At 49.0% G+C, this 22,834-nt stretch carries 9 protein-coding genes; 6 read left to right on the top strand and 3 right to left on the bottom strand.

Annotated features, from left to right (window positions below; translation table 11 throughout):
- Window positions 1-177: 177 nt before the first annotated feature.
- The 3 genes from rtxA to rtxH are packed head-to-tail and all read right to left on the bottom strand — an operon-like array spanning window position 178 to window position 14,218.
- Window positions 178-13,344 carry an MARTX multifunctional-autoprocessing repeats-in-toxin holotoxin RtxA gene (gene rtxA / locus Xkoz_RS23605; protein ID WP_244183507.1) on the bottom strand — a complete coding sequence of 4,389 codons (13,167 nt, stop codon included), beginning with the start codon at window positions 13,342-13,344 and terminating at the stop codon, window positions 178-180.
- A 27-nt stretch (window positions 13,345-13,371) separates the two neighbouring features.
- Window positions 13,372-13,833: an RTX toxin-activating lysine-acyltransferase RtxC gene (gene rtxC, locus Xkoz_RS17930; RefSeq protein ID WP_099143322.1), complete on the bottom strand. Its 462-nt coding sequence runs from the start codon at window positions 13,831-13,833 to the stop codon at window positions 13,372-13,374.
- A gap of 34 nt (window positions 13,834-13,867) precedes the next feature.
- On the bottom strand, window positions 13,868-14,218 hold the full coding sequence (rtxH, locus tag Xkoz_RS17935; RefSeq protein ID WP_099143323.1) for a protein RtxH: 351 nt from the start codon (window positions 14,216-14,218) through the stop codon (window positions 13,868-13,870).
- Between the two features lie 528 nt (window positions 14,219-14,746).
- On the opposite strand from rtxH, the gene Xkoz_RS17940 reads away from it, so the two are divergent.
- From Xkoz_RS17940 to Xkoz_RS17960, 6 genes are all read left to right on the top strand, one after another.
- Complete coding sequence (locus Xkoz_RS17940) at window positions 14,747-16,852, top strand: peptidase domain-containing ABC transporter (protein ID WP_099143324.1); 2,106 nt, start codon at window positions 14,747-14,749, stop codon at window positions 16,850-16,852.
- Window positions 16,845-18,200, top strand: coding sequence for an HlyD family type I secretion periplasmic adaptor subunit (locus tag Xkoz_RS17945; RefSeq protein WP_099143325.1), 1,356 nt, complete (start codon window positions 16,845-16,847; stop codon window positions 18,198-18,200). The genes Xkoz_RS17940 and Xkoz_RS17945 overlap by 8 nt, the downstream gene beginning before the upstream one ends.
- 2 nt (window positions 18,201-18,202) lie before the next feature.
- Window positions 18,203-20,395, top strand: a complete 2,193-nt coding sequence (locus tag Xkoz_RS17950) for a type I secretion system permease/ATPase (protein ID WP_099143326.1) — start codon at window positions 18,203-18,205, stop codon at window positions 20,393-20,395.
- Window positions 20,396-20,944: 549 nt separating this feature from the next.
- Window positions 20,945-21,544, top strand: a complete 600-nt coding sequence (locus Xkoz_RS17955) for a bacteriophage T4 gp5 trimerisation domain-containing protein (protein WP_422646069.1) — start codon at window positions 20,945-20,947, stop codon at window positions 21,542-21,544.
- Complete coding sequence (locus Xkoz_RS20405; protein WP_208615301.1) at window positions 21,541-21,690, top strand: hypothetical protein; 150 nt, start codon at window positions 21,541-21,543, stop codon at window positions 21,688-21,690. Before Xkoz_RS17955 ends, Xkoz_RS20405 begins: the two co-directional genes overlap by 4 nt.
- Window positions 21,691-21,721: 31 nt before the next feature.
- On the top strand, window positions 21,722-22,834 hold a 1,113-nt coding region (locus Xkoz_RS17960; RefSeq protein ID WP_141554441.1), incomplete at its 3' end, for a DUF2235 domain-containing protein.

Consider the following 22,834-nt stretch of genomic DNA (forward strand, 5'->3'; position numbering starts at 1 on the left):
GGCTGAATGAGCTTCTTCCCTGGCCTGAAAACCCGTTTAGCTAAATCCCCCTTTATTCTTATCTGATAAAGCAAGGTGAGATCACCGGACGGTTACGTAAATTCTAATAACACGTTAATTGAAAAATGGCCCACATTCGTGGGCCATTGGGTTAATCAAATCCAGTCAATAAAACGATCAGGCGAGTTTCGATTTCCCGTTTACAGTATCCGACCAGGCGGTCATGATGGTTGATTTCGTTTTACTATCAAGCGAATCAATAAAACTACTTTCGCCCATATTAGGTGAAAACCCGCTCATGGCTTGTACCAGAGAATCTACGGCATTGGCAGAGAGTGCTGTATATTTACGATCGCCCTGTGCATCTTTATCCCCCAGTTGGGTGATGATATCCGCACGCTTGCCATTGAAGTAATCATTGAACGTCACAGAGCCCATTGCCTCAAACTGCCCTTGTGCCGAGGTATCCTTGACATGACGGTCAGTCAACAGCACTAAATCGTAACCGCTGCGTTGGAGCCACAGGTTTTGCCAATTGATATCGTTGAAAATAATCTTGTCATCTTGCTTGATATCTTCAACCACGTTATCAATCACATCACCACTGACGACAAAGCTATTCACGCCCGTGCCACCCTTGAAGTGGTTTTGATATCCGCCCAATACCAGCAGATCATCGCCATCACCCCCATTAAGTTGGCTAAATTTCGATACCACATCGGCAATCAGATGATCATCACCTGTACCACCATTAATGACAGCGTGATACCCCATCAGTTTGATGGCATTGTTGCCTTCATTGCCATCGATCCGGTTATCATTGCCAAACACCGTTGCAAAGTCGTTACCTTCGCCCAAATCAACCTGATTGTTATTGCCAATGGCGACAACGTAATCCTGATCTTCGCCAGCATCAATGCGATTAAAGTTGCCGGCCGTCACAATATAGTCACGCCCCTTGCCACCATCAACCATGCCGCCTTCACCAAAGACAAAGGCCTGATCATCGCCACTTCCCATGTAGGCGTAGTTAATCCGTCCAGCCAAGACAGCGACATCATCGCCTGTACCGCCAAACATCATATTTTCACGCCCCATCAGTACCCCCATATCATTACCCTCGCCACCCGCGAAGATATTTGAGGTGCCTACGGAATAGAAGACGTCACTGCCACGGCCACCCCAGAAGTTGTTGTTATCCCCCAGATAGGCACCGAGATCTTTACCGTCACCCCCCCAGTTAAAGTTGTAGTTACCCAGGGAGACATGGATGTCACCATCGCCTTGCAAATGGCCGCTATTACGCAGGAAGTCGAAGGTCTTATCCTGCATGTTTAGCAAGTCGCCGGTCAGGTTCTTTTTCAGATTGGTGACCAGTGATTTCATCTCAGACTGCTTATCCCGATTGAACAGAGTGGCAAACAGGTTTGGCAGGTTCAGGGAGGTCAATCCAAAGGCACGATCGGCCGGTGTATCTGCCGTTTCTGGTGTTGATTTATCCCCTTCACTGGTGGCGATAGACCCTTTCTGGTTTTCATCAGGCGCTTTTGCTTTCAGGCCGTGGCTTTCAGCAAACGATTTCACGCCCTCAGCCCCCATATTCAGACCCGCTTTTAAGCCGTCGCGCAATTTTTTGGGATCAGTGAAGGTTTTCAGTTGATCACCACCGAATTCACCGATCACTTCCAGCATTTCACCCAGAACGGCAACACCATCAACAGGCTGGCCTGAACGGGAGACAATACCGCCATCCGGGGTATAATCCACGCCAAAGATATCCGCCAGCGTGGTGTCCGCATTGACACCCGCCAGATTTCCCAGCAATTTGTTTTTGATCTGACGTGGCAAGTCTGTTGGGCTAAAAGTAAACGTGGTTTTTGCCATACCCGTTGAGGTATATTCCTGCGTCATCAAACCAAACAGAGATCCCAGGTTGGTATCCAAAATCGACTGGATATTGTCACCAAACATAAAGTTCCAGTTACCCGTCGTGACCTGAATATCAGCCCCCTGTCCGCCAACAGCAAAGTTGAAGGCCAGTTTTTCATTCGCCTGACGGAACTTATCTGCCCGACTGACTTTACCCATCGCCGCAGTATTCCCATTACCGCTTAGCCATTGGTTATATTTCTTGTTCAGTGTGCTTTCGAGATCACTTTTCAGGCCACGACTGCTACGTTCATTTTGGGCATCGAGATCCGTCAATGTCTTATAGTCCACACTGCTGGTCAAATCGAGACCAGACAGATCACTGACATACTTCTTCGCACTCTCCAGTGTCCATTGCTGGTCTTGTCTAGCCAGCCAATCCGGTGAGTTAGACGATCCGGCAATGTTTTGCAATACACCAGAAATACGGGCTGCACCATCAAATGGGTTAACCAACGGCGGGGTTGGAATGGATTTTTCCAGCATGACGATCAAGTCGTTACTGCGTCCCATGTTGAAGCTGATGTTGCGATTACCGACAAACAGTTGTGCGCCTTCCAATGCCTGATAGCCGGCAATATCAACACTGTGCTTGCTGTTACCATCGCCCATGTGAACCATCACATTGTTATCACCAAAGGCCAACGATTTAAAGCCACCTGTACCCACCTTGATGCCGACATTGGTCGTTCCCCAGTTAATGGAGGTAAACTCACCATCGCCAGTCTGTACCTGGATATTGCCGGAATAACTCAGTGAGTTGTTTGATGATGCCACCGCGGAGTGGTTATCCGCCGTATCGCGTTGTTTTGGTGCATGGAATGTCTCTGCGTTGTCCGCAATCGCGCCTTGGGCTTTTGCCTCTGTTTGCCCCACGCGAGACACGTTGATATCACTTTCAGAGATACCCCGACGGACTCGTTCGGCATGGCTTTCCACTTCGCCTTGGTCATTCCATCCCAACACGATCTTATTATCCGTGAGTTTGTGAACCCACTGTTCCTGCCCGTCTTTCGTGTACTTGCGGCCAATACTGTCTACCGAGACTTTACTGCTGCGCGCCGATACGGTGGTACGAATACCCTGCCCATCCAGTGCCGAAATAAAGCGGCGGGCAAAACCATCTCGTTTGTCATGACTGATCAAGGAACAACTGACGAGGCTGATATGATCAGGGGTGCCGATCTGTTTGAAATCGCTACTGAACTGTTTCAGTTTCAAGGCCAACTCATCTGCACTGTAACCGCTCACGCGGGTGTAGTTTTGCGCAGACTTTTCACGCCCATGCCCGACAATCTGCCAACGTAATTTGCCGGACTGCAATTTATCGGACAAGACAGCAGGGTCGCCATACACCACTCGATATTGACCATGGGCATCAAGCTGAACGATCACACTCGAATCCGGGTGCTTACCGGCCAGATTCGCGGCAGCTTCTGCAACCGCAGGATCATTTTCTGTCTGGATAATGATCTGACCATTAAAGCGGCTATCACCTCCCTCAGACTGTGGTTTGACGACAACGTTTTCCCAAGCATTGACATCCTGGTTATTCAGGCGGATAGGATTTTCCGGCGAGTTATCACCCAATGGTTTTTTCACGCCATCCGTCGCATTCATCTCGGTGGGTTTCTTGATTGGCGTATCATCAAATATCGGCAGCTCCAGCATGCCTCGCATGGTGGTTTTATCCGCCAATCTTGGGCGATAAGTTGCCAAAACTTCACCATCGATTACGGCGACACGCTCGAACCTATTTTCCCCTGCGGCATTTTTTGGCAAATGGTAACTTTGTGCCATATTCAAACCAGACTCACCGAAGAAACGCGTCACGTAAGTGCCAAATTTCTCCGCGGATGAGAATTCGACAATGCCCACGTTGGGATCATAGAAACCATAAACACGACCTTCACCGTTGCCTTTCGCCCACGCCGCCATCGCATGACCTGGGCCATCCAGTTCAAGCAGCACCGGTTTACCTTCCGTGTTTCCGGCGGTAATTTTCTGGATGACGCCATCGACGGTCAGTGCATTCGCGCCTTCCAGTTTCTCTTTCCACACTTTGATGGACGTCTCTGTCATTGGGTTTTTGGCATGGAGTGCCGCCAAAGATCCCAACAACTTACTCGCGTTAGCACGCTCAGTGGCAGAATACAAATCTGGATTGCTCAGCACGGCGGCCGCAGAATACATTTTTTCCAGCAATTGGCGGGCAACCCCGTCCTGCCCCTCATTTTCCAGTTGTTTTGCCACCAGAACCAATTTTGACAATGGATCACAACGTCCGCCAAAGCCATCGTTTGACAGGTTCAGCAATAGCAATTGCGGTGCCAGTTGTTCGCTGGCCTTCATATCAGCAATGCCCGTTGAAGCCACCTCACGGAACAGGCGATTGTATTTCTCAGCCCTGGGCTGGAAGGTGACTTTTAACGCCCGGCTTTCAATTTCCCAGGCTAAAGCGCCTTTTTGTTCTGGGTTCCAGTGACCTTTAACCAGTAAATTCACCAGTTGTTTGATATTCATGCCCGGACGGAAGCCATCCACCACCCGCCCTGCATGACCCTGTTGGTAACCGGCCAGAAAATCCTCTGTTGTGCGAATATCCTTCGGCTTTTTACCTGTGCCACTGGCCTGCGCTTGCAACGCTTCACCGTAACGTTTCAGGTCGCTATTGATGTCTTTGAGTACTTCTGATCCGTCTTGCGAATCAGTCGTAATCTGCCCTGCATCTGGTTTTTGGGTGGTGTCATTGTCCAGCGCAGTTACCGCACGATTATTCTCTGCCGAAGCCTTGAGTATGAATTTGCCATTTTCTGAGTGAGCAATAACCTTATCGATATTCGATTGCACAAGGTGAGCCGCCTGCCTGAAAGTATGACTTTCAACTTCAACCCGTATCTTCTCACCTTTCTTCGTCGTCACTTCCAGCGTCACCGCATCGTTACCGTAATCAACCACACGCCCGGTGACGTTTGAAGCCAGTTTAAAGGTCTTACCTTGCTCTTTCAGCGCACGCAATACGTACGGTTGCTCACCTGCACGCGCCTGTTGCCAAACCCCGTCATAATGGGTAATGGTGCCGTCTTCAAACGTATTGTAGTTAACATCGAAACTTTGATTCACTTCTCGGCTGGCTTCATATTGATAGCTCAACTTGGATTTATAGCCTGTGATCCTTCCCTTATGGAAAGCGTCCATAAAGTGTTCAAAGTCGTTATAGTTATCAAATGATTTGATACCAAAGTTAGGATCATAGAATGACCAGAGGGTTTGCTTTTCGCCTTTATGGACAACCACGGCCATCGCATGATCTTCCGACATAAAGGACATATAGGTCGTCTTCTCTACGTCACGCAACGTCGCCATGACGGACTCATAGCCAGCGACATCATTACTCAACGAGTGGTCGATTCGATCTCCCGTCAATCCATTGGCTTTGAGTTTGCCGCCATACGCTTCATTGGCTTTCCGGCGGTTTGCCAAATTGGACATATTTTGGGTTTGGCTATACTGCATTGAGAGCAGATCTTGAATGGCCGGGCCGATATTTTGGCGGCGATACTGGTTAAGCAAAGCGGTTTCAACCGAATTGATGTCGCTCTTTTTATTCACCGCATTGTCATTGTAGGCTTTGACCGCATCCGTCAGCCACGACAAATACGCTTTACCGCCACCGGCGCCATGCACCCGCTCTTCGATCAGGTAACGGCCAGACAACGCAAAACAGACGCCTTCCAGAAACTCTTTTGACTCAACATGATTCCCTTTAGTCAGGAGGACATTGCCAATTTCTGGTACTAGTTTCTCAAGGTTACTGAGCAGAGACCCGCCTTGGGTGAAATGGAATGAGTATTTATCCAGCTCTTTCCCACCGGATTTCATATCAAACAGGGTATAAATGATTTTTTCCAGCAAACCGGCCTTCACGCTACCATTTTCACGCTGAGGTTCAGAAAGCGTTGAGACAATCTGGGCGGCATATTGATTCATCAACCCGCTGGATTCATGACCATAGAAGGTTTGTTCACCCGATACCTGATAACCGGCTACAACCAGTTTGGCACGCAGTTTTTCCCCTTCTTTGCCCAACCCTTCGTTGTCGGTCAATAACATGATTGGCGTCTGTTTAGAGATGCCTTGCAGGTTTTTCTCCACCGAGAATTGACCATTAACCCATTTAGACAGCCCTGCCGTGAGTCCCGCTGGGTTTGGCACTTCGTGGGCGGCAATCGCTTTGGTCATGCTGGGCATTGGCCTGTCAAGCAATAAACCAGAGACGGGCTGGCCGTTGCGTTCAGCATAACGGGCAAGATCCGCTGCAACGGCGCCCCCCATAGAATAGCCATGAATGATGATATTTTCGGGTTTAACACCCCGATCATTCACCAAATAGCTGAACATGGTGCGAGCATCCTGATAAAGCCCTTTTTCGCTTGGATGACCATCGCTAGCGCCATAGCCCCGCACGTTCACCGCCAGCATATCGACACCGAGTTTTTGGTAGCTCGCCTGGATAGCGCTCGCTTGCTCTTCCGCCGATGAGCCAGAACCGTGGATAAACAGGACGACTTTTTTCGCCGAATCAGCTTCACCCTGATCTTGTTGCGCACCGTTATGGTAATACCCCGTCAGGCGTCCGGCTTCACCCTGTAGCGTGACCTTAACCGATGTCCCTTTGGTCGCCGCATCATCCAGGATGATTTGGGTGCCTCTCTCTACGTTACGGCGATCTTCTCTGGTGCCGTAAAGCTCATCGTTCAGGAAGCGAGTGACCGGATTGAAAGGTTCTTTGTCACGCGGCGGAGTACCGTCGTTATCAATGGCAACTTTTTCACCCCTTCCCACGGTAAATTCCGTCAATACCAGCGATTCGTCCAGACGGACACTGATTTGTGACAACAAATTTTGCAAAGCAGGAACACGTTTTGAATCGGGATGCCCCTTCAAATAACTTTCAACCTGATGAAGCAAATCGGTCAATTTTCCGACGGCTTCAAAGTCGTAATCCTGACGGTTTTGCAAGGTATTGTGGTAATTACTGAGGGCATCTAGCACATTCCGATAGCCGTCACCCAGGATCTTGCCCTTAACGTAAGCCGCTTTCTGTAACTCAGCCACAGACATCAAGTCGGTTTTCGGTTTATAACTCCAGCTACCATCGACTTTCTCAGCGATAATGCGGGTACGCCCGTGATCGTGGGAAACAATGCGATCGTTCACCAGATGCAACTCATCAGGCAATTGATCGTAATTGTCATAGTTGGCGAGAATAAAACGCTCAATAGACTTGATTTGGGCGGGATCTTCTGGATGTTCCATCATGATAGTTTTGAAACTATCACTGTTATTACCCGGCCACGGACGAACGTTAAAGCCTGCATCACCGGCGTCACTCACCAGCAAATTGCGTTCTGTACGCAAGCCATAGAATGGCAACGCCTGGTTCAGCAGGTCAGACGTGTTCACTAAATCTTGATGTTCGTCACCCAGCGCTTTCAGGCCACTGAGATCCCATCCTGACATTCTCGGTGTATCCCTGACCCACTCAGTCGCTACCGCAGGGGCTTGGTTCATGTCCTGACTGACTGGCGTTTCACGATGAATCGGTGCCAAGGTCGAACCCCCCGATGCTTTTCTAGCGCGTATCCCCGCATTGATCTGCAAGCGATTCAAGGCTTCTTTGGCATTGCCAAGTTCATCCAACTCTTTATCCAGCTCTTGTAATGGGTGACTGAACCTACCATCAGCCTGAACCACCGATGCAGAGCTGATATGACTCTTGGATTGTTCTGCTTTTTCAATGTTTCCAAAGTCATTGGAGGGATAAACGTCACCGGACAGACCACTGCCTTTTGCGCCGGTACGCGTCGGCTTATAGTTGCCATCCAGTTTCGAACCTTTGGCGTTATTTTGCACTTGCGCAGTCTTACGGTTTGCAGAGGATATTTCATGTTGACCATGTTGCCCTGCTTGCTGCGCGGCTATTTCACCATCATGCCCTGCCTGTTTGCCCCTTTGCTCATAGCCGATGGCTTCTTTTTTTCTGTTCTCGGCCTGGATGCGGGCTTCTTCAATATCCTGCTCGGCCTGCTGGCGGTTTTGTTCCGTCCTGCGTGCACCTGCTTCTGATTTAGCAACGGCATCCTTAATATCACCTAGATGCTCTTTTACCACGCTCTGGGAATGATCCAATTGGTTTTGCGCAATTTCGCCGGTTTGGGTCAATTTGGTCTGTATATTCTGCCGTAATCCATCAGCAAACTGATCACGCCATTGTTGGCCTGATTCCCCATGATAGGTGGCATGAATGTCCAGCGTTTCCAGACCCTTGACTTGCGCCATCATCTCATCTTTCACCCCCTGGGCTTCTTCCTTGATGGCATCTTGCTGGGGCTGTCCATTCGCGTTCAGGGCCGCCAGATCCGTGGCTTCCAGTTGAGCCTGTGTACCCGCAATCGCCGCGAGTTGTTTCTCTTTTTCCTCGGCCAGACGCTGGCTATCGGCTTCGGCGTTTTCCTTGTCCTGCAAGGCATTGTGTGCCGCTTTATCCTGTTTCACATGGTGAGCCACACCACTGTCTGAGGACAGTTCAGAGGTAGCAACCACGTTATCCAGTACATAACCTAAACCATCATTTAAGCCGATGCCGGAAAATTCCAGTCGGTTACTGCCTGCTTTGGCGGTCAACGTCAATGTCTTGTTTTGCCACTCGCTGCTGCCATTGGCGGCCGCGAAAACCACTTCACCATTCCACCACACTTCCAGACCGTTATCCGCGGAACTGCCGGCGCGCCGTGCAAAGTCGAACTTAACGGTGATTTCCTCACCTGCGGTCAGCGCCTGAATATCCTGATAGATATGCGTGTTACCGTTGACATCAAGTTCACTGACCCGATTGCCATGCCCTTCATCTTTAAGGCCATAGGCCTTGGCTGAATGGCTGGCTTCAATACCCTGGGTGGATTGCCATCCCGTGCCATCTTGTTCAAAATCACCATTGACGATCAAATTGCGTGATTGATTCGGATTCAGGCGTCTTTCATTGCCAAATGACTTTTCGATGCCCGCAATATCCGGGGTATCAACTCCGGTCACGGAACCTTTCAAGTCTTTCGCCAAATCAGAAGTGATTTCATCCACTTCGGTGAGTTTTAAACCATTTAGGGAAGAAACGGCAGGCAGGTCAATGGCGCCTCGGCCTTTATGGGTGCCTGATGTATTGGCTTCATCGCCATTCACCAGATAATTGATACCCTGACTGCCCGCACTACCCAGTAGTGTCTGTTTGATATTGTCAAACAGCGCGCCTAATTTATTGCTCTGGGTATTGCTTTCCGCCACCGCAAGGTTATAGAAGTCACCGTTACCCACCTGAATTGCCACGTTGTTGCGGGCATAAGAGGCGCTGATATTCAGGCCATCGCCCACACGGATATTGGCATTGCCTTTGCCTTTCATGACGGAAACATTCAGTCCGTCACCCACGCGGGTATTAACGTTGAGTTGACCCCAAGCCACATTGACGGAAACACCATCACCCACTTTGGTGTTGATATTCAGGTCGCCATGCGCCGCCGTGACGCTAAGGCCATTGCCCACCGTGGTGGTGATATTGCCCTTGCCTTTAGCCGCCGTCACTTGTACACCATCTCCCACTTTGGTGACGATATTGCCCTGACTCCATAACGCATTGAAGCTATCCCCACGACCGATTTGGGTCACGATATTCGCTTCACCCTTGGTGAGCACAACGTTGCGGCCATCGCCGACTTTAGTGATAACGTTGGCCTTGCCCCAGGCGCCGGTATAGTCATCACCGTTGCCGACATGAGTGACGATATTGGCTTGCCCCTGGACAACGGTCACTTCCTGACCATTGCCGACTTTGGTGATGATATTCGCATCACCTTTAGCAAAGTTATAGCGATCACCGTCACCTATATGGGTCAGGACATTGGCCTTGCCCCAGGCGGCATTGATGCCTAATCCATTACCGACTTTGGTGATGATATTGCCTTCACCTTTCGCAAACCCGACCGTGGTGCCATCACCCACATGGGTCATGATGTTACCGACTTTAGAAATCAGCAGGCCGACCGCGCTTCCATTACCAACTTTGGTCAGGATATTGCCTTTGCCCGCTAACACCGCGGCCGTGGTGCTATTCCCTGCATTATTAACATGGGTCACCACATTGGCTTCGGAAGCGGCCACTACTCCCATAAAGCCATTGCCGACTTTCGTCACGATGTTGGCTTTGCCTAATGCTAATACTCCCGTCAAACCGTCACCCACATGACTCATCATGTTGGCTTCGCCAAACATGGCAGACAGTGTGGTGCCATCACCCACTTTCGTCATGATATTGGCTTTCCCGGCAAACAAACCGATGCTGGTTCCCTTTCCGACATGGGTATAAATGTTGGCTTCCCCCACCATCAAGGCGGCGGTCAGATCATCACCCACTTTGGTCAGCACGTTGGCCCCACCAATCATGGCCGCAAACGTGGAACCATGGCCGATTTGGGTAAAGACGTTGGCTTTGCCTATCATGGCCGACAGCGTATCCCCATTACCGACTTTGGTCGCAATATTGCCTTTGGCGATCATCAAGGCAACACTCATGCCATCACCAATGTGGGTGTATACGTTGCCCAATGCCAGCATCAAGGCCAGTGCATCGCCATTGCCCACTTTGGTGAAGACATTGCCTTTACCGCCCATCAGTGCCCAGGCATTGCCTTCACCGACATGGGTGAAAATGTTGCCAGCACCCACCATCGCCGCAATGGTTGTCCCATCACCCACTTTGGTGAAGATATTGCCCAGCGCCCCCATCACGCCCAATGTTTGCCCGTCACCCACATGGGTCAAAACGTTACCCAGACCCAACATGATGCCGGTCGTATCGCCCTTACCAACTTTGGTCAGGATATTGGCACCACCCAGCATAATGCCGGTCGTTTTACCATCACCAATATGCGTCAGGACATTGCCGCCACCGCCCATAACGGCCTGTATATCCCCCTTGCCCTTTTTGGTCAGGACGTTGGCACCCCCTAACGCGATGGCCGAGGTATTGGAAGAGCCGGAATACGAGGTATCATTATTGCTAATATGGGTAATAACATTGGCTCCCCCCAGCATGGCGGATGCCAAATCGCCTTCACCCACTTTGGTCAGAATATTGGCACCACCAAGGAGTACCGATGAGACGTCCCCATTTCCCGCTTGGGTCAGGACATTGGCACCACCGATACCCGTCCAGGAAGCGTCGCCATGGCCGATTTGGGTATGGGTATTGTAGCCACCGCCCATTGAAATACGGCTGTTGCCATTGCCTTTATGGATGGAGATATTGCCAACCGCCAGCAGATGGGCAAGGTAGCGGCCATCACCCACGCGCACCAACACGTTTGCTGCCCCACCCGCATTGACATTCATATCACCGCGCTGGCTTTGATGTAGCAGCACGTTGGCAATGCCAGCACCGTCGAAGTTCAGGTTGCCTTCTTTCCCTTTTTTGATGATGACGTTTGCCCCGCCAGCACCATCGAATTTGGTGTTCCCGAACTCAGCGCTATGTTCAATCACATTCGCAATGCCGGCACCGGTAAAACTGACATCGCCACGGGTGACGTTAGATTTGATGACGTTGCCGCCACCCGCACCGGTATAGTGAATATCCCCCGAACTGTCACCGTTGCCAGTGGCCGATTTGAACAGCTCAAGATCGTGATATTCATGCATATCCGCCACACGGCTGGAATTTGTGCGCACCGTATTCGCACGGTAATGAAGATCACTGAGCGAGTAACTGCCGGTTCCCATATATTGGTATCCGTTGGCAGGGCAGATATCTTCATTCGCCAGATTGGCGGTATGGTGGCCTGTTTTATACAAGGGACGGGCAATATATTGCAGAAAGCCTGTTTTGGGATCGTTCCTCAGCTCAATGACCACGACCTTGGTGTGTTCGCCAAGTTGCTTACCATAAACATAGGTGTGCGGCTTCCGGTTGGATTTGACGGCGTTGACATCCACCGTGGTGCCATCGCGGTAAATGGCATAGCCCCCCATTTTGGCATCGGACAAGGTGATATCTGCCGCGTCAATTTGGATACCATTGCCGTAATTTACCCATTGGTTTTCCGTCAGTTTTTGCTCAACGGCATCAATCGTCACCGCTTTCCGCTGTTCAACGGTCAGGTTTGACAATGTGTAAGCGCCGCCAGTACCGACTGAATTAAAGCCACTTTGGGCAGAGATATCCTGTTTTTCCAACCCCTTGAGATGCTTGCCTTCTTTATACCAGGCGGTCGAATAGTATCTCAGTTTGCCGGTTTCGGGATCATTGCGAAGCTGAACCTTGTTGATTTTAGTGTGAGTCCCATCTTCAAACGCAAACAGATAAGTGTTCGGCTCCCGCGCCGATTTAACCCCTGTCACCTGATGGGCGTTGCCAATCCATGAACCACTCAGGGTAGCGGTGGTCAGCACAACCTCTTCGGCTCTGGCGTAGGCTATCCCTTCGCTATTGAAGTCACTGGCGGCGCCCTTACGGGTAATTTCGTTATAAGCGCCTCCGCCCGTGAAATGGATACTGCCGTGCGCAACATCAGAATAGAGGCTGTTATAACCGCCTACGCCTTCGAAGCGAATATCGCCTTGGGTGTCAGAATAGACATCATCGACCTGACGGATACGCTCAAGGCGGTTAGACGCCCCTGCCCCACGCAATGTAATGTCGCCTATTTTACCTTTACGGACAATATTGTTGGCGGCGCCCGCGCCTTCAAAATCGATATTGCCACGCTCAACTCTAGAGCTAATGGTATTGGCCGCGCCAGCCCCCTTGAAAGTCAAGTCCCCTTGGGAGCCTTGATAACGGTTGTGCCAGGTACGATCGATCTTATTTGCGCCACCGGCGCCGGCAAAATAGAAATTCCCCTGATTGGTTTCATGCCAGAGTTCGTTGTATGCCCCTGCCCCTTTGAAACTGATATCACCCTGCAAGCCTTTACGTGTGATGCTGTTATAGCCCGCCGCCCCAGAATAAAAAATACCGCTCTGGTCACCGGTATGGTTGATTTTTACTCCACCCGATACGCCTTCAAAGGTTATCGGGCCGCTCTGTGTCTTATTGATTGAAGTAAAACCACTCCCGCCTTTTACCGTCAGATCGCCACCGGTATCATTGACTTTCAGATATCCGGCAGCACCGACGATGGTGTCATGTCCCCATGTTGTATTGACGGTTGTATAACCCAAAGAGCCGACAACGATGTTATCATTACCACCATAAGCATTGATAACGCCACCCACACCGATGGCGTGTATTGTGTTCCCCTCATCATCATCTTCATATCTCTGGGTAAAGAAATATTCTGCACTTCGGTTGGATGATTTTCCCATAAAGTAATCCTGATATTGGGTGGAAAATTAAACAGTGAACCACTGTACCCGACGGATACAGCGGTCATTTGTAACATCCAGAGTTCCCCTGACGGTGCAGGCTTTTTGCCCTTTCCATGCGGCAAAGACACGCCGACGCAAATCGCGGGCAATGCCCCGCGCATGTCCAAAAGGCGCAATCATCTCTGGAAAAAAAATATGCTGGCCGGAACGCCAATCTTCCCGTGAAATTTCCCGTTCACCGGACAAGATCGCCTCCCGGCGGCTGTCAGACAAAAAAGCCCAATTACAAAAAGCAACTGGGCGTTGATGTTCATCTTCGTAGTAGCAAAACTGATTAAGCTGGAATGACGGCAAGATACGTTGTTGCCATTCAGCAACGGAATAACGTCGGTGCAAGGGGGAGTGCTGACAAAGCAACATCACCCCTCCCACTATTGCCTGTATTTCATTCATAGTCAGTGTTGCCGATTGATGTGTGATCACCATACGTTAGCAACGACCTGATAGAACTTTACTGATATTATTTTGATGCGTCAGAATGGCGGGTTGAACGTTTTTTCGGTTCGGCAACGTCTGTTTCAGCCGGTTTTTCGCTCTCGTTGATCTCAGGCATAGGCAAGAAGCCTGCGGCAATCAGTTTATTGAGTTCGGCTTCCATTCTTGGATCTTCAAGCATACTTTTAACCATAGAAACCATATACATAAAACCCGAAGCAGGCATATGGATCACTTGTTTTAATTGCAGCTCCTGATCATTTTCCGCCAGCACGCCATTCGCCATGCGATTCGGCTCTTGCCCGACAAAATAAAGAGAGAAAACGCCTTTGTTATAGTTGACACTTGAGATGGTTTGAACAAATTTTTCAGACATATCATTATCCATTAAATAAATATTAATTTAATGTTACGGTTGCATTAAATTAAAACAATTAAATCATAAATGAACCCAATATATTATGGTTCCATTTATGATTAAACCTGATGACTACTACTATATGGTTAAGCCAGATGAGTTCACATTTCCTTTGTTTTTCAATAACTATTCCCTTTAAAAAAGGCCTCTGTTGAAAGAACTATCCAAAATACAAAATAGCAAGTAAAGTATAAACCCACTTAAGTATGAGATGATTTACTGACAAGACGTTACCCACTATAATTTACCGACGATTCTGGCTAAAGATATAACCATTTATTGGTTAAGATCAACATGTAAATAGTAAAATGTCTGGTTAGACTCTGCATTTTGTCCTAATCACTCACATTCACAGCCTCTTTGATAGCAGATAATATTATTTCATAGCTTTGTTAAAATTATTTAATAAACATAGCTCCTCACGCGTTTTCAGGTTATCTCTTTATATCAAAGTTGTGACTTTTTATTTAAGATAGATTTAATTTAATGAATGAAACAGAAAAAACAATAATATCATTAATTAATTTAATAATTATGATATCTAATAGGGATCATGCAGCCACATCAAATAAAAATTTAAATGAGGGTGATGATTATATTTCCACTTTAAACAAGCTCCAAAAAGAATGTAATATTAGCATTAAAAATAAACACTCTATAAATAAGAAGTTAGGTTCAATATCCCTACCAGCCATTTTGTTCGGCAATGATGGAAAACCCTTCATTCTGGCTAAATATGATGAGCAACGGGTATTAATCCAAAAACCCCACCAAGAAACACCAGAGATATTAGGTAAAGAGGAATTTATCAATCTATGGAGCGGCAAGTGGATAAAAATAAAACAAAGAAGTAACCAATTTAATATTCGCTGGTTTATTCCTGAATTTGTCAAACAAAAAAAGCGCCTGATGGAAATACTCCTGTTTTCCTTTGTTCTACAGATCCTGGCACTTATCTCTCCCTTGGTTGTGCAAGTTGTTATGGACAAAGTTCTTGTACATCAGGCGTTTTCTACATTAGATGTCCTGATTTTTGGGCTGGTAGCGGCCGGGTTGACTGAAATCATTCTGCGAGGATTGCGTGAATATCAGTATGCCCACACCGCCAACCGGATTGACATAAAACTTGGGTTGAAGCTGGTTGAACACCTGTTTGGCCTGCCATTGCTGTTCTTTAAATCCCGTCAGGTGGGTGCGATTGTGACACGGGTACGGGAACTGGAAACGATCCGGGAATTTTTGACCGGCTCCATGTTCACCCTGTGTATCGATGTTTTGTTCATGTTTGTCTTTATCTATGTCATGAGCCTGTTGTCCGGTACGCTAACCCTGCTCTTCCTGCTGACCTTACCCTGCTACGCCCTGCTGGCCTGGTGGGTGACGCCGAAGATTGAAAAAGCCGTGGAAAAACAGTTCACGCAGGCCGCAATAAATACCTCTTTCCTGACCGAAACCGTGGCCGGTGCTGAGACACTCAAAAGCCTGGCGGCTGAACCCCGCTTTATTCGTCGCTGGGATAGCCAGACAGAAAAGATGGTCGGCACCAGTTATGATGTCCAGCAATGGGATAACCGTTCCGGCCATCTGGTGATGGCACTGCAAAAAGTGACCAGTGCGGCCATTATCTGGCTGGGCGCTGCGGAAGTGCTTTCCCTGCACATGACCATTGGTCAGTTGATCGCCTTTAATATGATGGTCAGCCATACCCAGCAACCCCTGGCGAAGTTGGTGCAACTCTGGGGGCAATTTATCCGTTCACGCATTGCCATTGATAAGTTGGGGGATATGTTAAACCTGCCAACAGAGCAACAATCAGGCAACGAACAGGTTACGCTGCAAGGGGCAATTTCATTTTCTGATATCGTCTTTCGCTATCAACCCGATCTGCCACCCACCATCAACCATTTCACGTTGGATATTCGGGCGGGGGAAACCGTCGGCGTCGTCGGAACCTCTGGCTCTGGGAAAAGCACCCTTGCACGTTTGCTGTTACGGCTTTATGCCCCAGAAAGTGGGGCTATTACGCTGGATGGCATTCCCTTGCAAAACCTCAATATCGAAACCATCAGGCAGCAGATCGGCATCGTTCTGCAAGAAAACTTTCTCTTTAATAAAACGGTGTATGAGAATTTGTCCCAGTCCTGCCCTGACGCCCCGCTATCCGCAGTCATTGAAGTGGCAAAGCTGGCAGGGGCGCACGATTTTATTCTCAGATTGCCGATGGGGTATGACACCGTGATCGCTGAAGGGGGGCAATCGCTATCTGGCGGCCAGCGGCAGCGTCTGGCCATTGCCAGAACGTTGCTGTCAGATCCCAAGATCCTGATCCTTGATGAAGCGACCAGTGCCCTGGATGATGAATCACAAGCCATCATCCAATCTAACATGGCGGAGATTGCCCAAGGCAGAACGGTCATCACTATTGCCCATCGACTCTCCACGGTACGCCAATGCGACCGGATCATTGTGTTACACCAAGGCCAAATTATCGAACAAGGTAGCCATGAACAGCTTCTGCAACAAGGCAGGCACTATCGAAAACTTTGGCAGTTACAACAAGAACTCAAACAGGAGGAGCCTACCCATGTTTAAGGCTGTCTTGCGCAAAGGGATCAAGCGGTTACGCACCGGCTCCCCGCATTATGATTTTTTACCGCCACATTTGGCTTTGTCACAGCGCCCGCCTTCCCCATTCGCCCGTTATACGGCGATAACCCTGAGCATCAGTGTGCTGCTCGCCCTGCTATGGGCTTATCTGGGGAAATTGGATATACAGGCAACCGCAACCGGACGCCTAATCGCTTCGGGTCGTTCGCAAATCATTCAGGCTTACGAACAAAGCCGCCTGATTGCCATTCATGTCAACAATGGCCAGCACGTTGAGAAAAATACCCCCCTGCTTACGCTCAATACGCTTGGTGTCAACCAGGATATTGCCCGTTTGAGCGAGAATCGTGATTATCTGATAGAAGAGGAAATCCGTTACCAAGCCTTGCTGGAAAAACAGGAACCCAACGCCCTGCGGCTTTTCCAACAGCAATCCGCCGATAAACAGGAAAGAATTCTGACGCATTACGCTCACGAAAAGCAGGAATTTGACGCAATCATTAGCAACATCCACGCGGAAATGGCAGAGAACCTGACTTCCCAAAGGGCGCGAAATAGCGACATACTGTCATTGACTCATCTGCGGGAAAATATCAACCAGCGTTTGCAGGCCAGAAAAACACTGAGCCAAAAGCAGGTCATCAGTAAGGTGGAATATCTGGAACAAGAAAGAGAATTTCTGGAAACAGAAAGGCTCATCGCCCAACAAAAATCGGAACTCGATATTCTGGTGACCAAATACAAGAGCCTGGAAGCGCGCTTAAAAGGCACCCAAATCACAAAAGAGCGGGAATGGTTTGAGAAAAGAAAACAGGCAAAAATACAGTTAGCGTTAACGCAACAAGAAATTTCGAAAATGCAAGAACGAGAGGATCTTGAAGTTGTGCGTTCCCCTGTCACTGGCACAGTGCAACAATTGACTGTCCATACCCTCGGCGCGGTTTTGCAACCGGCACAGAATTTGATGGTGATTGTTCCCGATGAACATGTACAACTCGCTGAGATCCAGATCCTAAACAAAGATGCCGGCTTTGTCCGGCCGGGCCAGCATGTCACCGTTAAGGTCGATGCTTTTCCTTATACCCGCTATGGCACGATTGAGGGGGAATTACTCAGCATTTCGCGCGACTCCACCACCGATGAACGGCTAGGCCTGGTTTTTCCCGCCCAAATCAGCCTCAAACAGAACAATATTATGGTGGACGGGAAACCGGTTGAAATTACAGCGGGGATGTCCATTGTTGCGGAAATTAAGATGGATCAGCGACGAGTGATTGATTATTTGCTCAGCCCAATCCGGGAATATCAATCCGAAGCACTGAGGGAAAAATAATCATGGTTGACACTTTTTCTTTCTCCCACAATCCCGAAGACAAAAAACCTGACAACGCAGCCGATACAAATAGTGATATCAATGCAAACAATCATGCCCTGGATTGTATCGTCCACTTAGGGAAACAGTTCCACAAAGTGGCTTCTGTCGCGCAATTGCACCACGCCCTGGGAGTGGACTCGCTTGCGTTGACCGATCCACAGTTACGTGAAGCAACGGATGCCATCGGGCTGCACAGTAAGTTTGCACGCCTGACAGCCGATACCGCTGCCACCTTACCTTTGCCTGCCTTGATTGAATGGGATCAGCGCTGGTGGGTGCTGTCTGAAATTCGGCCTGACACCTTGACCGTGTTCGATCCGGTCACCGGCAACTATGACGTGCGTGCATTGGCTTCCCCGGTGCACGGTGAGCAAACGACCCGCAGTGAATACAAGGTGCTGCTGGTCGCGGATAAATCCCTGACCCGACAACAGGTTAAATTTGGTCTAAGCTGGTTTTACCCCTCTGTTTTCAGGCAAAAGAACCAGTTACGGGACATTTTTTTGTTTGCCATCGTGTTGCAGCTTTTTGCATTAGCCGCCCCCTTGTTATTTGAAAATATTATCGACAAGGTGCTGGTTGGGCGGAGCATTTCCAGCCTGCATGTGCTGGGGATGGCAATGCTGGCACTGGCATTGGCCGAACCCCTGTATGGCTTCCTGCGCAATACCGTGTTCGGGCATATGGCCAGTCAAATCAATGCCGAACTTTCCGGCAGGCTGTATCGCCATCTTGTGGGGCTGCCCCTGCCCTATTTCAAGCAACGGCAAACAGGGCAAATCATCGCCAGAGTCCGGGAGATGGCGCAGATCCGCCAATTTTTGACCGGCTCTACCCTGATGCTGTTGCTCGACCTGATTTTCATCATCCTGTTTCTGGGCGTGATGTTCCATTATTCCGCCCTGCTGACAGGACTCGTCATCAGTTCGCTCCTGCTCTATTTCTTGCTATGGGTGACCATCGGTCCCATCATTCGACGTAAGGTCGAAAAAGAGTATGAAACCGATGCCAATGCCACCAGCTTTCTGACAGAAGCGATTACGGGCATTGAAACGATCAAAACCACCGCCACAGAAAAACGCTTTTTGCGCCAATGGCAAAAGGTACTGAGCCAGCAGCTAATCCAACGTTTTACTGCCCAAAAAAGCGGGCTGGTCGCGGGACAAGGGATTGAGCTGATCCAAAAAATCGTGGCTGCCCTGCTTTTATGGTGGGGCGTCCGGGGAGTGCTTGACGGTGACCTGTCCCCTGGTGAATTAATTGCTTTTAATATGCTGGCGGGGCATGTGACCCAACCCATCCTGAGATTGGCGCAAGTCTGGCAAGACTTTCAGCATACCTTAATTGCCTTGCGGCGGGTGGGCGATATTCTGGATGAACCGATGGAAAGCAGCAAACAGGGATTGGCATCGGCACCCGAAATGGCAGGCCAGATTGCATTCAGGAATATCCGCTTCCGTTACCACGCAGATACACCTGAAGTGCTGGCAAATTTGTCACTGGAAATGAAAGCAGGTGAATTTATTGGTATTACGGGGCCATCGGGTTCCGGCAAAAGCACATTGACCCGCTTGTTGCAACGTCTCTATGTGCCACAACACGGCCAGGTTTTGGTGGATGGAATGGATTTAGCAATTGCTGATCCCGTATCGCTACGCCGTCATATGAGCGTGGTCTTGCAGGAAAGTATCCTGTTTTCTGGCAGCATTGCGGATAATATCCGCCTGTGCAAGCCCAATGCCAGTGATGAGGAAGTCTATCGGGCTGCGACCTTAGCGGGCGCGATTGATTTCATCAATGCATTTCCGCATAAATTCGCGCACCCGGTGGGTGAAAAAGGGGGCAATCTTTCTGGCGGACAACGGCAACGCATTGCCTTGGCGCGGGCATTACTGAGTGATCCCAAGATCTTAATCCTGGATGAAGCCACTTCCGCCCTGGATTATGAATCCGAAGCTGCCATCATGAGCAATATGGCGGAAATATGCCGAAACCGCACCGTGATCAGCATTGCCCACCGGCTGAATACCCTTCGTCATGCCGATAAGATCTTTGTGTTAGATCGAGGGAAAATTGCCGAATCCGGCTCACATGATGCGCTGGTGCAGCAAAATGGCTTATATGCACAACTTTGGCATCAACAGATAACGTGATGATTGAAAAAGAAATTCATTGAAGATCGGGGACTTGTTTCACCTTAGAATTAATTTCATAATGAAATTAATACGGCATCATAAGATGTTTTTGAGGCAGGGAATAAGGTTATGAAACAAGTCTCCCTTCCTCGTATTTCAATCACAAGCCGCCTACTGATGGCATCGGTATTTTTGTGTGACAACCCAAATACGACTCCCCCATCCCCCACCAAAACCAGACAAAAATTCCATCTCATTGGTTAATTAATTTTACTGATAAATATGTACAATAAACCACCTTCATTGACCGGGCGGCCATTTTTCTATTGCTGTGGGAGTTCTGGCATGTCGATGGGCTGCGCCCGGCCATGTAGTGAATTAAGACACCGATGCGATAAACCATAAGGAACACATCAACATGAAAAGTGGCTTACAACCGTTAGCCGATGGCGATGAAACGGCGGTAGTCGTTGGACCAGAAGGCGAGGAAATCTTCGTCAATAAAGACGGCGCGATTAAAGTCCATTTTCACTGGAACCGTTATGACGACCCGGACGATGGCGCGTCGTGCTGGGTACGGGTGGCGCAGGGCTGGAACGGCCACGGCTTTGGCTTTATGGCGATATTGAGGATGCGAAAGGCAGCGAGGAAATCTATTTCCACGGCCAGAAAGACCTGACCGCGCATATCGAAAACGATGCGTACTGGCATATCAAGCACGACCAAAAACAACGCATCGACAACAACCGCTACCACGATATCCGCGCCGATGACCATCATCAGGTGGCCGGTTCACGCAAAATCACCACGGAGGGTGATGTTTCCCACCGGATTGCCGGCAGCCAGCATATTCAGGCCGGCGAGGCCACCGTGATTAACAGCGGGCAGGAAATCCACCTGAAAAACGGCGGCAAAGTGGTGCTGGAGGCGGGGGCAGAAATCACGTTGAAAGTGGGCGGTACTTTCCTCAAGGTCACGCCGGGCGGCATTCTGTCTTCACCGATTAATGTCGGGCAGGGTTCCGCCGGCAGCGGGCGCGGGCGGGCATTGCAATTGCCGGAAGGCGTGGAGCCATTGCCGATGGTGAAATTTCCGGCTAAACCGCCTTGCGCCATTCTCGCGCAGCAAGAAGAAAACTGGATTATCACAGGAGCAGAAGACGCATGATAGAGCCTATCGATTGGAAAACGTGGTTAGCACGTCAGGACAGCGGTATTTGCTATTTTTTGGTCAACAGCCTGGCAAAACCGAACCCTGTCCAGACTTTCTACCTTAACGGCTGGACAGAGCAGGCATTTCAACAAGCACATTGACGGATAAATAAAATATAAGGAAGAAAATAGAATGAAACCGTTAGATCCGACGAATTGCATTGATTGTCAAAAGATACTGAAAAATTGGATTGAATTTCAGCTTGTGGATGAGCAGGGTCAGCCATTAACAGGCATACCTTATACGCTGAAAAGCCGGGGAAATAAACTCATGACACGAACGGGCACGACGGATGGGAAAGGTTTATTGCGTGAAGAAGATCTGCCGCCTATGCCTGTGACACTCTCTGTTTCAGCGCAGCCTTTGGCTGATAAAGTAACCCAATGCCCTGCTCGTCCAGATACCGGAAAAATAGGCAATCTTCAGGTAAGGAAAAATAGCTATAACGGCAAGCATGATTATCGTTATATCACATTAGGGGCAATCAGCGATGCCTACCCAACAGTAAAAGGCTGGCAAGACGAAGAATTAAAAGCCTCTGAGCATTTTAAGGATTCAACATTAAAAGGGTTTACCGCCCATCCCCTTAATCGGCGGTATGTACTGGAAGTTCAGGCGATAGAAAGCGGTATTACCTTAACGATTGGTGTCTTTTTTGATGGTACGGGGAACAATACCGACAATATTAATGAGCGGCTTCTATGTATTCCAGAAACCACCAATACCAGTCAACAGTCAATGAGTTGTTCCTTTAATCAATTTGGGTTGCCCGGTGATACCTCGCGGATCAGTTATGATGGCTACTATACCAATGTTCATTTTTTGCACGAAATATATGTCAATGAGAAAATTGATGATAATTCTCACCAGATCAAAGTGTATATCGAAGGCATTGGTACGCAGGCAGGAAAGTCGGATAGCGTGGTGGGCTATGGATTGGGAGTAGGAGAAACCGGTGTTCATGCTAAAACCGAAATGGCCATCCAAAAAATAAGAACTGAACTTGCAGAATTACTGAAAAATATTCAAGGTAATATCAAATGCCTGCAATTCGATATAATAGGCTTTAGTCGCGGGGCTGCGGCAGCACGCCATTTTGCCAACCGGGTTTTTAATCGTGATCCCGTTCTGGCACAGGCCTTAACTGATGGTTTCAATCAACGACGTTATCTGAATCAATCCACTTATCCCACAGGGAAAAACCGTTTTTTGGGTCTCTTTGATACCGTTGCGGCGATTGGTACA

Origin of the sequence: Xenorhabdus kozodoii, from assembly GCF_002632875.1 — a bacterium.
Taxonomy (GTDB): domain Bacteria; phylum Pseudomonadota; class Gammaproteobacteria; order Enterobacterales; family Enterobacteriaceae; genus Xenorhabdus; species Xenorhabdus kozodoii.